Here is a 13834-nt window from a genome sequence, read left to right as displayed (position 1 = left end):
AGCTCGTCCCGCCGGTCTAACCCCTGCCGCCGATGGTCCGCGCGTTTTCCAGCCAGGTCTTCGTGCGGCCGGGGTGGTTGGTGGCAATCCAGGCCACCCCAACGTCCCGGCAGAAGTCGATGTCGCCGTACCCGTCGACGGTCCAGCAGTACACGGCCCGGCCCTGGGCGACGGCGCGATCCACGAGTTGCGGATAGTCCTTCAGCGCGTCCAGTGACGGCCCGACTGCAGTCGCCCCGACGGCGGTGGCCGCGCTGCTGGTCAGATAACGGGCATTCCGGCCGAGCAGCACCGTCGGCAGCAGCGGTGCTGCTCGCCGTATTCGCCAGACGGCCGCCGCCGAGAACGACATCACCACCGCGCGCGACCGGTCGGCAGATGCCGGCGAGGCGATCCCGAAGCGGTGCAGCAGCGCCAGCACTTTGCTTTCGACCAGCGAGCCGTACCGCACCGGATGCTTGGTCTCGATGAAGATCTTCACCGGCCGGTTCCAGTCGAGAACCATCGATACCAGGGCATCCAGCGTCAGCAGGCTGGTATCACCGTGCGTGCCGTCCGGCCGCCAGCTGTCGTGCCAGGCGCCGTATTCCAGCTCGCGTAGCTGGGCGAGGGTCATGGTGCTGACCAAGCCGGCTCCGGTCGAGGTCCGGTCCAGCTTGCGGTCGTGCACACACACCAAATGGCCATCGCGGGTGAGCCGTACGTCGCATTCGACGCCGTCGGCGCCCTCTTTGAGCGCGAGGTCGTAAGCGGTAAGCGTGTGTTCGGGGCGAGACGCGGACGCACCTCGGTGGGCAACGACAAAAGGATGCCCGGCGAGCACCGCGTCGGCCCACGTCATACCCCTATGCTGCCGGTTCCTCCCCCTTCAACTCAACCGGAACAGCGGCGGGCTCGCCGTGCCGATCCGGGAGATCGGGGGCTACCACGACCCAGCGATGCGCGGGGCGCGCCACGGGTTTGCGTTCGAATCCCTCAAACACTCGGGCGACGGCGGCCAGGGTCGCCGCCGCAAAAAGGTATCCGAACACCATCAGGACGGTGTTGTTCGCGATGCCTTGGGGGTCGGTGGCGAAGCTGCTGACGATCGCCCAGATCGAGACCGCGTAGCTGAAGAACCACGCGATCCACCACTCGAAGATCGGTCGCCGCAGCCTGCCGTAGTGCTCTTCGATCGCGGCCAGCTCGATCACGTAGACCGGAGCCCACAGCAGATTGGCGAACGGTACGACGCAGCCGACCCACAACGCCGCGACCGAGCGATGATCGGCCAGCCCATAGTGCGAGAACACGGCGGCCCGCCGCGCGATCAGCCACCGGATCACGAACACGCCAGACGTGATCAGCGCCGCGAGGGCCGCCACGCTGGCCAAATCTCCGAACCAGTCCGCGGCGACCGCCACTATCGAGTTCAGCAAGGTTTTCCGGTTGAAGACCAGCAGGACATACCGGGCGACGTACACCAGCGCCGCGCTACCGAGCACGAGCACGCTGATGAACAGCGCGAGGCGCACGGCCGCCGCCGACGGGCCGGTTTGCGCCGAACTGTCGCGGGTGGCCGGGGTCTGCTCGACATGGTCGGTCAAACCCCAACGCGGTATCACGGCGTAGCGGGGTGTGGGGCCGAGCGACCGTGGTCCTCGCCGCGCGGGGGGCGCGGCGCCGGGGCGCACCGCAATCCATCGGAAACCCGGCGGCAACCGCGGCGGCGTGCGTTGCGGTGCGGCCGACCGGGCGGGCGACGGCGGGCCGCCGTGGGTGCTCCACCGGGAGTCGGCGCCCGGCACATCCGCCAGGGGTGCCATCAGCGCGCCACGACAACGCGGGCACCACTCGCGGCGACGTTCGCGCACGTTCCACCGAGTGCCGCACTGGGAGCACACCTGGATCACCGGACCAGCGTAGCCCCGGCGACGATGCGGGCCACCGAACGCGGCCCGCGCAGCAGCGGTGATACCTCTCCGATTGCGGGGAGCGCGGCACACCTCGCAACGCCGCAGGGATACGAGGGCCGAGACCGCCTCCTCGACCGCGGATTCGCAGGTGTTACCGGCGTCACAGCTACTTCCTGGCTATCCACAGTTTCCACAGGTTTATCCACACGGTGTCGGGGGTATGCACGCAATCAATCAGCAAATAACGGTTGAACCTGGCCCCAACTGTGGATAACGCCGGGCGTTTGTGGTGCGTCATCGACAGGCCAGACGAGCAGTCGAGCGAATGGACCGACCCAGTGCGCAGCAATCGGAATCGCCCAGTCGCAACACCAAATCATGCCTGCCCCAGAGTGGGACCGATCGCCGATGGCCAGCACAAATCCGCAGCTCAGCGTGGCGTTGCCCGGTACATTTTCCAACCCCATCACAAAGGGTTATGATCGCCATCACCAAAAATGTTGTGACTCACCTCACTCGGCTGAGGTGACCGACAAGTGAAAGGCGATTGATGGCGACGCATTCGTTCGGTCCGGGTACACCGGCCCCGTCGAGCTCGTATTCCGGATCGCCCGCCTGGAACCACAGTTACAGCGTTGCCGCCTTGCGTGCCGGCCTGATCGCGCTGGCGTTGCTCGCGGTTCTCGCCCTCATTGTTTTGTCTTGATTATTTCCTCTTGAAATCCCGTCGAATGGGTACTCGTCCCATCGGCCCATAGGGGTCGTCCTTGCGGCGCGCGCGGTCATGGAGCAGGGTTGATTACGCTGGGCCTGCCGCGCGGCGGACTCCGTGCGAATGCCCGTTAAGACGATCATCGAGGAAAGGAACGCCGTGGCTGAATACACCCTGCCCGATTTGGACTGGGACTACGCAGCGCTGGAACCACACATCTCAGGTCAGATCAACGAGATTCATCACAGCAAGCACCATGCCACCTACGTCAAGGGTTTGAACGACGCCATTGCCAAACTCGAAGAGGCACGCGCCAATGACGACCACGCCGCGATCTTCTTGAACGAGAAGAACCTCGCCTTCCACCTGGGTGGACACGTGAACCACTCGATCTGGTGGAAGAACCTGTCGCCGAACGGCGGGGACAAGCCGACCGGCGCGCTGGGCGCCGCCATCGACGACGCCTTCGGATCGTTCGACAAATTCCGCGCTCAGTTCAGCGCTGCCGCCAACGGCTTGCAGGGCTCGGGCTGGGCGGTGCTCGGTTACGACACCCTCGGCGACCGGCTGCTGACCTTCCAGCTGTACGACCAGCAGGCCAACGTCCCGCTTGGCATCATCCCGCTGCTGCAGGTCGACATGTGGGAGCACGCCTTCTACCTGCAGTACAAGAACGTCAAGGCGGACTACGTCAAGGCGTTCTGGAACGTCGTCAACTGGCCAGACGTGCAGTCGCGTTACGAGGCCGCAACGTCGAAGACGAAGGGCCTGATTTTCGGCTGAGACCATCGCTCAGATCTTTTCAAGGGCTGGGGCGTCACGCGGATCGCGTGGCGCCCTTACCTTTATCCGGCCCGTATCGGCCGTTTCATAAAAGGCCTGCGCCGGTAGCCGTGTCGAGTTGCACCGCGCCTAAGCCGCAGGCATTCTTATTTATTCGGGCTACCAGCGTGGTTACTTCGGACGGACACGTCGCGCGGAGGTCGAGATGGAGACTGGGTCAGGCCAGCCGATAGGGGTTGCCCCCTTCCACGCTCGTGGTGCCCTGAAAGGGTTTGTGATCTCTGGCCGTTGGCCAGATTCGACCAAAGAGTGGGCCCAACTGTTGATGGTCGCGGTGCGGGTCGCATCCTTACCCGGATTGCTTTCCACCACAACCGTATTCGGCGCCCGCGAGGAGTTGCCCGACGAGCCCGAGCCAGACACCGTCGGCCTGGTGCTGGCCGAAGGCACGGTGTTCGGCGAATCAGCAATCCGGCCAGGGTATTTCGCGGATCATCAACCCCCCGCCCTGCTCATGCTGCATCCCCCGTCAGAGACCACACCGTCGTTGCCGGAATGCACTGGAGCGGCCTCGGGATGCGTCCTGCTCCCGGGGTTACCGTATCTGGGATTAGAGCACCGCGCGGCGTGGGTCGAAGCCGAAGCCGACGGCACCATCACGTCGATGGTGAGCCGCGTCGGCGTCGACCCCATCAGCCATCCCGACACCGCGATTCTGGCAATGCTGCTTGCGGCATAAGGAAATTCAAACGACTTAGTTCGGGCTCCGAATCCAGAGATACGGGCGTCCGAACTTCCGGGCCTTCCTGGCGCGCCCCGGATTTGCCCGCTAGCCTGGGACCGTTAGCGAAGGGGAGTAGCCCCTAATCGTCGTGTCGACATACTGGCGAATAGCCCGGCCGGCGAACCGATCCCAGCGGATCGGTGGGCGAGACCTTCGACCGGTGTTCGATGACCACGGTGGTTGTCAACGACGTGTCGAAAGGTCATTCGGGATGCTTGCGGCGACACTCCTGAGTCTTTCAGTGGTCTTCCTCGCCGAACTCGGCGACAGGTCTCAACTCATCACGATGACCTACGCATTGCGTTTCCGATGGTGGGTAGTGCTGCCCGGGGTGACCATCGCGTCGTTCCTCGTGCACGGCGTCTCGGTAACGATCGGCCACTACCTGGGCGCCACGCTCCCCGCGCGGCCGATGGCCTTCGCGTCCGCGCTCGCGTTCCTGATTTTCGCCGCGTGGGCCTGGCGCGAGGGCGCCGCCGCCGACGACGAAGCCGCCTCGACCGCCCCCGAACCCCGCTTCGCGCTGCTGACTGTCGTGTCGTCATTCGCACTCGCCGAAATGAGCGACAAGACGACGCTGGCGACGGTGACGTTGGCCAGCGATCACGACTGGGCCGGCGTGTGGATCGGTAGCACCCTCGGCATGGTCCTGGCCGACGGGCTGGCGATTGGCGCGGGAAGGCTGCTGCACCGCCGCCTCCCCCAGCAGCTGCTGCATGTATTGGCCAGCGTGCTGTTCGGAATGTTCGGCCTGTGGATGCTGTTCGACAGCGCACTGGGCTGGCGGCCGGTGGCCATCGCGGTAACCGCGGTGGTGGCGCTGGCAGCCGTCACCATGGCCGCGGCGCAAACTCTGCGCCGCCGCCACACGGGAGCTTCGCTCGCCGGGAGGTCGCCGGAATCCGTCTAAGGTGCCGCGGCACCCCTTCGCTCAAGCCAGCCGAGCCCGGCAGTCGCCCCCAGAGGTATCCCTGAGGGCTATTTGGTGCACCCTCGCCCTCTTAACGCGCCCTGAATCCGACCCGACAGCAAAGTGCGCTTTCAAAGAGACTTCATAGACGGGTCGTTGCGAGCTATTCGCCCGACACCATCCGCCGGGCGTCGCGCCGCCCTTCGGCAGGATGCTGAAGGACACCGGCGCCAGACTTGCTTTCTGCGGATAACCTGTGAGTTGTGTTCTCTTTATGGACACTGCCGTGATTTAGTTGGACGCTCGTCAAGTGTGGACTCAGCGAACCTCAGGGACGCCGCCAGCGAAGCCTGCCCGGTTTGCACCTGGTTGTGGACACAAACTCTCGCTACCATGGTCAGCAAACACACATAGGTAATAGTTCACTTCTACAGCCCAGTGGAGGTCAAATCGATGAGCACGACGTTTTCCGCCCGCCTGAACCGCTTGTTCGACACGGTGTATCCACCCGGGCGCGGGCCGCACACCTCCGCGGAGGTGATCGCGGCGCTCAAGGCGGAGGGCATCACAATGTCGGCTCCCTATCTGTCGCAGCTACGTTCTGGCAACCGCACGAACCCGTCGTCGGCGACCATGGCTGCACTGGCCAACTTCTTCCGCATCAAACCGGCCTACTTCACTGACGACGACTACTACGAAAAGCTCGACAAGGAGCTGGTCTGGATGGCCGCGATCCGCGACGACGGTGTGCGCCGCATCGCGGTGCGCGCCGTCGGGTTGTCCGCGCAAGCGCAGCAGGACGTCGTGCAGCGCGTCAACGAGTTGCGCCGCGCAGAACACCTCGACGCCTAGCCGCCACCGGGCCGCAGCCCGACCTGACGGGCTGCCGTCTGCCTGTTCCGATTAGGGTTGGCTCACGGATCGCGCACACGCGAGAGCGATAGTCCACGAGATACCGGGAGGCGGCCGGGAATGGGCCTGTTTCGCAAGCGAAAGAGTCGCGCGACGCGTCGTGCCGAAGCCCGTGCGATCAAGGCCCGCGCCAAGTTGGAGGCCAAGCTCTCCGCCAAGAACCAGGCGCGCCGATTCAGGGACGAACGTCGAGCCGCCGACAAAATGCTCAACGCGCAGATCAAATCGCAGCGCGACAGCGACCGCACGGCGCTCAAAGTCGCCGAGGCCGAGCTCAAGGCAGCGCGGGAGGGCAAGTTGTTGTCACCGACGCGGATTCGGCGGGTGCTGACGGTGTCGCGACTGCTGGCGCCGATACTGACGCCGGTGATTTACCGGGCGGCGATGGCCGCCCGGGCGCTGATCGACCAGCGTCGCGCGGATCAACTCGGGATTCCGTTGGCTCAGATCGGCCAGTTCTCCGGGCACGGCGCGCAGCTGTCGGCCCGGATCGCCGGCGCGGAGAAGTCTTTGCGGGCGGTGCAAGAAAAGAAGCCCAAGGACGCCGAGACCAAGCAGTTCGTGGCCGCCATCTCCGAGCGGCTCGCCGATCTGTCAGCAGCCGTGACCGCCGCCGAGAACATGCCGGCGGCTCGTCGGCGCGCGGCGCACTCGGCGATCTCGTCGCAGCTCGACGGCATCGAAGCCGATCTGATGGCTCGGCTCGGGTTGACCTGAAAGTAGTGTTCTGACATGCCATTCCACGATCGGTGGATTTCGCGCGTGCTGATTACCGGCTTCGCCGCCGCCGCGCTTTACCTCGGCGCCTCGATCGCCACTGCCCCGGCGTGGGCGCACGTCCATGCCAGTAGTGACAACGCGGTCCGCGGCGCCATGGCGATCGTCACCTTTCAGGTGCCCAACGAATCCGACAAAGGCGCCGCAACCACGGCGCTGACCGTCAAGCTTCCGGACGTCGCATCCGCGCGCACCGAAGCCATGCCCGGATGGACCGCCAAGCTCGACCGCGACGCGGCGTCCGGCACCGTCGGATCGGTGACGTGGACGGCCGTGCCCAACGGCGGGATCGGAGTCGACCAGTTCGCGCTGTTCCGGATATCGGTGCAGCTGCCCGACGCCGACAGCGTCAGCTTCCCGGCCACCCAGACCTACGCCGACGGGTCGGTGGTGAAGTGGGATCAGCAGCCGCTGCCCGACGGCAGTGAGCCCGAGCACCCGGCGCCCATGCTGACGCTCGGCGCTGGGTCCGCTGCCCCGCATGAACACCACCATTCGGGCATGCCCACCGGACACAGTGGCACGTCGTCGGCCGCATCAGCCGACAACATCGCTCGCGTACTGGGCGGAGCCGCCCTGGTCGCGGCCGCACTGGGCATCGTCCTCGTGCTGGTCCGCCGCCGGACATGAGGAGGCTGGCCGACATCGCCTGGGCGGGCCTGCTGCTCGCCGCCCTGCTGTTGACCGCCACACTGACCGCACAAGTCGCGTCGGCGCATGCCAACCGGGTGTCCGCCGACCCCGCGGACAATGCGGCTCTCGCGACGGGTCCGGCCCGGGTGAGCGCCACCTTCAATGAGCGATTGCAGACCACCTTCGCGGCCATGACCGTCGTCGGGCCCGACGGAAACGTCTGGTCCAGCGGGGACACCACCGTGCAGGGCGCGGTCGTCGGGGTGGGATTACGCCCCCTTGGGCCGGCCGGCCCTTACACGGTGAACTACCGGGTGACGTCCGCCGATGGTCACGTGGTGTCCGGGTCCTGGTCGTTCCGCCTGACGGTGGCCGGTACCGGCACCCCGGGGCCTAGCGCCACCACCAGCGACACCGGCCACGGCATTGCGGTCTGGCCATTTGTCGCGGTGGCCGTCGCGATCGTCGGCGCGGGCCTGTTGTGGACCATGCGCCGCAAGCCCTGACCGACCTGGTCGGCAAGGCGGGACCGCACGTCCTGGCATGATGGGTGCCGAGTAACTTTTGGTGGCGCTAGAAATGGCCGAGAATGCTGCGAAGGAGCGGCCGAATGGCAGACCCTCAAGATCAACCCAACAGCGAATCCAACGGCGCAGCGACGCCGCCGGAGAAAACGCCCCCCGCCAAGGCCGCGAAGAAGGCGCCAGCCAAAAAAGCACCTGCCAAGAAAGCACCTGCGAAAAAGGCCGCCGCGAAAAAAGCTCCAGTCAAGAAAGCGCCCGCCAAGAAGACTCCGGCCAAAAACGCGGCGCCCACGCCGCCGAAACCACTGGAGGCGCAACAGGATCCATACCCCCGAGTCGAGACCGATGGTGAAATCGCCGCTGCCGCAAAAGATGCTGCGGCACAAGCAAAGTCAACGGTAGAGGGCGCAAACAACCCGGTCTCTGCCAACATTCCGCAGTCGGTGACCCGCCAGTCGTCGTTGCCACTGGCGGTTGCCGTGGCGCTCAGCCTGCTCGCGATCCTGCTGATCCGACAGCTTCGGCGCCGCTGATGAGCGTGTCATTCGAGGCGACCGCCGACCTCGTCGACAGCATCGGACCCGACGTACGCAGCTGCGATCTTCAGTTCCGCCAGTTCGGCGGGCGCACCGAATTCGCCGGACCGATCAGCACCGTGCGCTGCTTTCAGGACAATGCTCTGCTGAAATCTTTACTGTCCCAACCAAGTACCGGCGGGGTGCTGGTGATCGACGGTGCCGGCTCGCTGCACAGCGCGCTGGTAGGCGACGTCATCGCCGAACTCGCCCGCTCCAACGGCTGGACCGGTCTGATCATCAACGGTGCGGTACGTGACGCCGCCGCGTTGCGTGGCATCGACATCGGCATCAAGGCGCTGGGCACCAATCCCCGCAAGAGCACCAAAGCCGGCGACGGCGACCGCGACGTCGAGGTCAGCCTTGGCGGAGTGACGTTCATGCCCGGAGAGATCGCCTACAGCGACGACGACGGCATCGTCGTCGTCTAGCCGCTAAGCCGCCACTCGCGCAAGCTTTTTCGTGAATCGCAGGCCCTCGCCGGCGACCTTGCCACGCCGGATCATTCGCATGTCGAACAAGTAGTTCTGTTTGAGCCGCCACGGCGCGCGCGATCCAGATTTGGGAAGCAAGTGCATCGACCGCTGGAAGTAGCCCGGGCTGAAGTCCATGAATGGCAGCTCGTCGACATCGCCGCCGGGATGCTGCGGTTCCACGTTGTCAAAGCCGTTGGCGTCCATGTAGTTCAGCAAGCGGCACACGAACTCGGAGACCAGGTCGGCCTTCAGCGTCCACGACGCGTTAGTGTATCCGAAGGTGATGGCGAAATTCGGCACTCCGGAGAACATCAGGCCTTTGTAGGTCATCAGCGACGTCAGGTCGAAGGGCTCACCGTTCCTGGTGGGCTGCACTCCACCCAGCAACTGCATGTTCAAACCCGTTGCGGTGACGATGATGTCGGCCTGCAGCTCCTCACCCGAGGTGAGTTTGATTCCGGTTTTGGTGAACCGGTCGATGGTGTCGGTGACTACGTCGGCCTTGCCGTGCCGGATGGTCCGGAAGAAGTCGCCGTCGGGCGCCAGGCACAGCCGCTGGTCCCACACGTTGTAGTTCGGCCCGAAGTGCTTCTCGACGTCGTAGCCCTTCGGCAGGCGCCGCTGGGCCATCGTCATCAGCAAGTTGCGCATATAGGCCGGGCGTTTCCGGGCCAGCTGATACTGGAAGGTGCTGAACACGATGGCTTTCCAGCGATTTGCGATGTGCGCAAGGCGCTCCGGCAGCAGTCGGTTGAACCGTACGGCGAACGGGTCGACCCCGGGTAATGAGCCGATGTAAGTCGGCGAGCGCTGCAACATCGTCACGTGTCCGGAGCCCGAGTTCACCAGGGCGGGAATCAAAGTGATCGCCGTGGCGCCGGACCCGATCACCACGATCTTCTTGCCGGCATAGTCGAGGTCCTCCGGCCAATGCTGCGGATGGACGATGGTGCCCTCGAAGTCTTCGGCGCCGGGGAACGTCGGCGAATATCCCTCGTCGTAGTTGTAGTAGCCGGTGCACGCAATCAAAAAGGAGCAGGTCATTTCGCGCTGTTGGCCGTCGCTCTCGACTGTCACGGTCCAGCGGTTGTCGGCGTCGGACCAATCGGCAGCCATGACGCGTTGGCGGTAGCGGATGTGCTGGTCGATCTTGTTCTCGACCACGGTTTCCTTGATGTACGCCTTGATGTCGGCTCCGTCGGCGATCGACTTCGCCGAGCGCCATGGCTTGAACCGGAACCCGAGAGTGAACATGTCCGAGTCGGACCGGATGCCCGGGTATTTGAAGAGGTCCCACGTGCCGCCGAGGTCGTCGCGGCGCTCCAAGATTGCGTAGCTCTTGGTCGGGCAGCGGTTCTGCAGATGCCAGGCCGCGCTCACGCCGGAGATTCCGGCGCCCACGATGACGACGTCCAGATGCTCAGTCATGAGGGCCACGCTATCAACGCCCTGTCGAGCTAGTCAACACACTGTCGAAATTCTCGACCCTGTGTAAAGTAACGGACGTGACCTCTGTCGGCCAGCCCCGCGCCCTGCGGGGCCGTCGTGCCCTGCGCCCGTCCGGCGACGACCGCGAGCAGGCGATCCTGGCGACAGCCGAGCGGCTGCTCGAACAGCGTTCGCTCGCCGATATTTCGGTCGATGACCTGGCCAAAGGCGCCGGCATCTCGCGTCCGACGTTCTACTTCTATTTCAAGTCGAAGGAGGCCGTGCTGTTGTCGCTGCTCGAGCCGGTGATCGCGCGCGCCGACTCCGAGTTCGACGGCGCGGTGCAGCGGCTCCCGACCGACCCTCGCCGGGTGTGGCGCAACGGCATCAAGGCGTTCTACACCGCGTTCAGCACGCATCGTGCCGTGGCGCGGACCGCAACCGAGGCGCTGGCCACCAGCTCGGAGCTGCGGACGGTGTGGTCGGGTTTCATGCAGAAATGGATCGACCAAACGGCCGCGATGATCGCCGCCGAACGGGAGCGTGGTGCCGCACCGGACACCATCCCCGCCGCGGACCTGGCGACGTCGCTGAACCAGATGAACGAGCGCACGATGATGGCCGCACTGTCCGCCGAAACACCCGCGGTCGAGGCGGAGCGAGTCGTCGACACCCTCACCCACATCTGGGTGAGCAGCATCTACGGCGAATCCGGCTAGTTGTCACACCTCCGTGCGAACATATGTTCGTGCGCTGTGATGCGTCCATCCTGCACGCGGACCTGGATTCGTTCTACGCGTCCGTAGAACAGCGCGACGACCCGACCCTGCGAGGCCGCCCGGTGATCGTGGGCGGCGGAGTCGTGCTGGCCGCCAGCTACGAAGCGAAGGCCTACGGCGTGCGCACCGCGATGGGCGGCAGGCAGGCACGACACCTATGTCCGGAGGCCGTCGTGGTACCGCCGCGGATGACGGCCTATTCACGGGCGAGCGATGCGGTATTCGAGGTGTTCCGGGACGCCACACCGATTGTGGAGCCGCTGTCGGTGGACGAGGCATTTTTGGATGTCGACGGCCTGCGCAGGGTCTCCGGCACGCCGGTCCAGATCGCGGAGCGACTGCGCGTCGACGTGCGCGACCAGGTCGGCCTGCCCATCACTGTCGGCATCGCCCGAACCAAGTTCCTGGCGAAGGTCGCCAGCCAGGAGGCCAAGCCCGACGGGCTGCTGCTGGTGCAGCCCGATCAGGAGCTGGCGTTCCTGCGCCCCCTGCCGGTGCGCCGGTTATGGGGCGTCGGTGCGGTGACCGCCGACAAGCTACACGCCTACGGCCTCACGACGGTGGCCGACGTCGCCGAGCTCAGCGAGTCGACGCTGACCTCGCTGCTGGGCGTCGCGATGGGCCGCCAGCTGTATGCGCTGTCGCGCAACATCGACCGCCGCCGGGTGAACACCGGTGTGCGTCGCCGGTCGGTGGGTGCCCAGCGTGCGCTGGGCCGCGCCGGAAATCGCATGTCGGCCAACGAGATCGACGCCGTGGTGGTCAACCTGATCGACCGCATCACCGCACGGATGCGCGCCGCGCAGCGTACGGGTCGCACCGTGGTGCTGCGGCTGCGGTTCGACGACTTCAGCCGGGCGACCCGCTCACACACCCTGGCCTGGGCGACGTCATCGACGCAGCCGATCCTGGCCGCGGCCCGGCAATTGGTCGCGGCGGCCGCACCCGCGATCGCCCAACGCGGCTTGACGCTCGTCGGCTTCGCGGTGTCGGGTATCGACCGCAGCGGTGCGCAGCAGCTGATGCTGCCGTTTCACTCCGAATCGCTTGCGGTAGACGCCGCGGTCGACCAGGTCCGTCAGCGCTTCGGCAAGTCCGCGCTCACCCGCGGGGTGTTGGTCGGCCGCGATCCGGGTGTAGAGATGCCACACCTACCTGACTGATCCCGTCCACGCCAGCAGCTTGTCGGCCGGCCACGTATTGACGATCCGGTCGACCGGAACGCCGGCATTCAGCGCGCGCTGGGCGCCGTAGCCCAGGAAGTCCAACTGGCCGGGGGCGTGCGCGTCGGTGTCGATACTGAACACGCAGCCGATTTCCAGCGCCAGGTTCAGCAGCCGGGTCGGCGGGTCGCGGCGTTCGGGGCGGGAGTTGATCTCCACCGCGGTGCCGTGATCGCGGCAGGCGGTGAAGACCTTCTCGGCGTCGAACTTCGATTCCGGTCGGATGCCGCGGTTGCCGGCGACGAGTCGGCCCGTGCAATGGCCCAGCACATCGGCATGGCCGTCGGAGACGGCGCGAACCATCCGGCGGGTCATCGCCGCGGAGTCCATCGACAACTTCGAATGCACACTGGCCACGACGACGTCGAGGCGTTCCAGCAGCTCGGGCTCCTGGTCCAGACTGCCGTCGTCGAGGATGTCGACCTCGATACCGGAGAGGATGCGCATCGGCGCGAACTTGTCCCGCAACCCGTCGATCACGTCGAGCTGTTTACGCAACCGTTCCGGCGAAAGACCGTTGGCGATCGTCAACCGCGGCGAGTGATCGGTCAACGCACAGTACTCATGGCCCAGAGACGCCGCGGTGGCCATCATCTCTTCGATCGGCGCCGAACCGTCCGACCAGTTCGAATGCAGATGCAGGTCCCCGCGTAGCGCAGCCCGCACCTCGCCGCCACCGAGATCAGTTGCCTGCGAACGCAATTCAACCAATGCGTCGGGTTCACGGCCGGCCCAGGCCTGGGCGATGACCTTCGCGGTCTTGGGCCCGATACCCGGCAACGTCTGCCAGCTGTTGGCCTGCCCGTGGCGCTCGCGCTCGGTGTCGTCGAGACCCTCGACGATATCGGCGGCGTTGCGATACGCCATGACACGTTTAGGGTCCTGCCGGCTCCGGTCCTTGTAGTAGGCGATCTGCCGAAGAGCGGCTACCGGGTCCATGGCTCCAGTGTGCCTGGCCGCTCACCACAGCTGCCCGGCGATGAACCCGGCGAAAACCACCCCGAAGCCGCCGATCTCGCCGACGATCAGCATGGCCATCAGCACCCCGGTTCCCCGCACCGGCTTCTCGAATTGGTTGACGGTGTCGCGCCGTGCTCCGTGGTCGATGTAAGCGGCGATCGCCGCGACGAAGAAGAACACGACGATCATCGCCGCCGTCAGGTTGACCCCCGTCGGCCAGGCGCTGAGTTCGACGAAGACCGCGAGCAGCAGCGTCGCGAACGAGTAGAGCAACGCCGCGCGGTGGGCGATGTCGACGTAGGGGTGTGCCCGGTGGTCGTCGGACGTCATGATCTGCCGGTACTTCCAGACTCCGAGCGCCAAAGCCAGCAAAAAGATCAGGCCGGCACACAGCAGGGTGATCTTGGTGTCGATCCCGAGGGCGATAACCATGGTCGGCACGAGTTTAGTTGCGCTTCATAAA

At 65.6% G+C, this 13834-nt stretch carries 16 protein-coding genes; 11 read left to right on the top strand and 5 right to left on the bottom strand.

Annotated elements, in window-relative coordinates; all coding sequences use genetic code 11:
• Nucleotides 1–16: 16 nt before the first annotated feature.
• Together ACZY0B_RS15330 and ACZY0B_RS15325 are read right to left on the bottom strand one after the other, a co-directional pair.
• Entirely contained in the window at nt 17–841 is an 825-nt protein-coding gene (locus tag ACZY0B_RS15330; protein WP_463764985.1) for a glycerophosphodiester phosphodiesterase, read from the bottom strand.
• Between the two features lie 4 nt (nt 842–845).
• Complete coding sequence (locus ACZY0B_RS15325; RefSeq protein WP_463764984.1) at nt 846–1892, bottom strand: DUF4328 domain-containing protein; 1047 nt, start codon at nt 1890–1892, stop codon at nt 846–848.
• An 874-nt stretch (nt 1893–2766) separates the two neighbouring features.
• On the opposite strand from ACZY0B_RS15325, the gene ACZY0B_RS15320 reads away from it, so the two are divergent.
• The 9 genes from ACZY0B_RS15320 to rraA all read left to right on the top strand — a co-directional run bounded on the left by ACZY0B_RS15320 (nt 2767) and on the right by rraA (nt 8936).
• Nucleotides 2767–3390 carry a superoxide dismutase gene (locus tag ACZY0B_RS15320; protein ID WP_463764983.1) on the top strand — a complete coding sequence of 208 codons (624 nt, stop codon included), beginning with the start codon at nt 2767–2769 and terminating at the stop codon, nt 3388–3390.
• Nucleotides 3391–3595: 205 nt separating this feature from the next.
• Nucleotides 3596–4129: a peptidase gene (locus ACZY0B_RS15315; RefSeq protein ID WP_463764982.1), complete on the top strand. Its 534-nt coding sequence runs from the start codon at nt 3596–3598 to the stop codon at nt 4127–4129.
• Nucleotides 4130–4385: 256 nt separating this feature from the next.
• On the top strand, nt 4386–5084 hold the full coding sequence (locus tag ACZY0B_RS15310; RefSeq protein WP_463764981.1) for a TMEM165/GDT1 family protein: 699 nt from the start codon (nt 4386–4388) through the stop codon (nt 5082–5084).
• A gap of 453 nt (nt 5085–5537) precedes the next feature.
• Entirely contained in the window at nt 5538–5936 is a 399-nt protein-coding gene (locus tag ACZY0B_RS15305) for a transcriptional regulator (RefSeq protein ID WP_463764980.1), read from the top strand.
• Between the two features lie 120 nt (nt 5937–6056).
• Nucleotides 6057–6713: a DUF6474 family protein gene (locus ACZY0B_RS15300; protein ID WP_463764979.1), complete on the top strand. Its 657-nt coding sequence runs from the start codon at nt 6057–6059 to the stop codon at nt 6711–6713.
• Between the two features lie 15 nt (nt 6714–6728).
• The gene (locus ACZY0B_RS15295; protein ID WP_463764978.1) at nt 6729–7403 is read left to right on the top strand and encodes a YcnI family copper-binding membrane protein; all 675 of its coding nucleotides are present in this window, start codon (nt 6729–6731) and stop codon (nt 7401–7403) included.
• A complete protein-coding gene (locus tag ACZY0B_RS15290; protein WP_463764977.1) occupies nt 7400–7912 on the top strand; it encodes a copper resistance CopC family protein in 513 nt (170 codons plus the stop codon). Before ACZY0B_RS15295 ends, ACZY0B_RS15290 begins: the two co-directional genes overlap by 4 nt.
• A gap of 104 nt (nt 7913–8016) precedes the next feature.
• The gene (locus tag ACZY0B_RS15285; protein ID WP_463764976.1) at nt 8017–8463 is read left to right on the top strand and encodes an Rv3852 family protein; all 447 of its coding nucleotides are present in this window, start codon (nt 8017–8019) and stop codon (nt 8461–8463) included.
• Nucleotides 8463–8936 (top strand): ribonuclease E activity regulator RraA, encoded by a 474-nt coding sequence (rraA, locus tag ACZY0B_RS15280; RefSeq protein ID WP_463764975.1) that lies wholly within the window; start codon nt 8463–8465, stop codon nt 8934–8936. Before ACZY0B_RS15285 ends, rraA begins: the two co-directional genes overlap by 1 nt.
• A 3-nt stretch (nt 8937–8939) precedes the next feature.
• On the opposite strand, the gene ACZY0B_RS15275 is transcribed toward rraA, so the two are convergent.
• Nucleotides 8940–10409, bottom strand: coding sequence for a flavin-containing monooxygenase (locus tag ACZY0B_RS15275; protein ID WP_463764973.1), 1470 nt, complete (start codon nt 10407–10409; stop codon nt 8940–8942).
• A gap of 77 nt (nt 10410–10486) precedes the next feature.
• On the opposite strand from ACZY0B_RS15275, the gene ACZY0B_RS15270 reads away from it, so the two are divergent.
• The gene (locus ACZY0B_RS15270) at nt 10487–11128 is read left to right on the top strand and encodes a TetR/AcrR family transcriptional regulator (RefSeq protein WP_463764972.1); all 642 of its coding nucleotides are present in this window, start codon (nt 10487–10489) and stop codon (nt 11126–11128) included.
• Nucleotides 11129–11151: 23 nt separating this feature from the next.
• Complete coding sequence (gene dinB / locus ACZY0B_RS15265) at nt 11152–12351, top strand: DNA polymerase IV (protein ID WP_463764971.1); 1200 nt, start codon at nt 11152–11154, stop codon at nt 12349–12351.
• On the opposite strand, the gene ACZY0B_RS15260 is transcribed toward dinB, so the two are convergent.
• Entirely contained in the window at nt 12340–13350 is a 1011-nt protein-coding gene (locus tag ACZY0B_RS15260; protein ID WP_463764970.1) for a PHP domain-containing protein, read from the bottom strand. The genes dinB and ACZY0B_RS15260 overlap by 12 nt on opposite strands.
• A 21-nt stretch (nt 13351–13371) precedes the next feature.
• On the bottom strand, nt 13372–13803 hold the full coding sequence (locus ACZY0B_RS15255; RefSeq protein ID WP_463764969.1) for a hypothetical protein: 432 nt from the start codon (nt 13801–13803) through the stop codon (nt 13372–13374).
• Nucleotides 13804–13834: the final 31 nt, after the last annotated feature.

Source organism: Mycobacterium sp. IDUB_19, from assembly GCF_055419445.1.
This window is presented reverse-complemented; position numbering and strand designations above follow the sequence as displayed.

Bases quoted from the DNA above. Each gene is read 5' to 3' on its own strand.
- ACZY0B_RS15330 (WP_463764985.1), bottom strand. From the start codon at position 841: ATGACGTGGGCCGACGCGGTGCTCGCCGGGCATCCTTTTGTCGTTGCC.
- ACZY0B_RS15315 (WP_463764982.1), top strand. From the start codon at position 3,596: ATGGAGACTGGGTCAGGCCAGCCGATAGGGGTTGCCCCCTTCCACGCT.
- ACZY0B_RS15310 (WP_463764981.1), top strand. From the start codon at position 4,386: ATGCTTGCGGCGACACTCCTGAGTCTTTCAGTGGTCTTCCTCGCCGAA.
- ACZY0B_RS15305 (WP_463764980.1), top strand. From the start codon at position 5,538: ATGAGCACGACGTTTTCCGCCCGCCTGAACCGCTTGTTCGACACGGTG.
- ACZY0B_RS15300 (WP_463764979.1), top strand. From the start codon at position 6,057: ATGGGCCTGTTTCGCAAGCGAAAGAGTCGCGCGACGCGTCGTGCCGAA.
- ACZY0B_RS15295 (WP_463764978.1), top strand. From the start codon at position 6,729: ATGCCATTCCACGATCGGTGGATTTCGCGCGTGCTGATTACCGGCTTC.
- ACZY0B_RS15290 (WP_463764977.1), top strand. From the start codon at position 7,400: ATGAGGAGGCTGGCCGACATCGCCTGGGCGGGCCTGCTGCTCGCCGCC.
- ACZY0B_RS15285 (WP_463764976.1), top strand. From the start codon at position 8,017: ATGGCAGACCCTCAAGATCAACCCAACAGCGAATCCAACGGCGCAGCG.
- rraA (WP_463764975.1), top strand. From the start codon at position 8,463: ATGAGCGTGTCATTCGAGGCGACCGCCGACCTCGTCGACAGCATCGGA.
- ACZY0B_RS15275 (WP_463764973.1), bottom strand. From the start codon at position 10,409: ATGACTGAGCATCTGGACGTCGTCATCGTGGGCGCCGGAATCTCCGGC.
- dinB (WP_463764971.1), top strand. From the start codon at position 11,152: ATGTTCGTGCGCTGTGATGCGTCCATCCTGCACGCGGACCTGGATTCG.
- ACZY0B_RS15260 (WP_463764970.1), bottom strand. From the start codon at position 13,350: ATGGACCCGGTAGCCGCTCTTCGGCAGATCGCCTACTACAAGGACCGG.
- ACZY0B_RS15255 (WP_463764969.1), bottom strand. From the start codon at position 13,803: ATGGTTATCGCCCTCGGGATCGACACCAAGATCACCCTGCTGTGTGCC.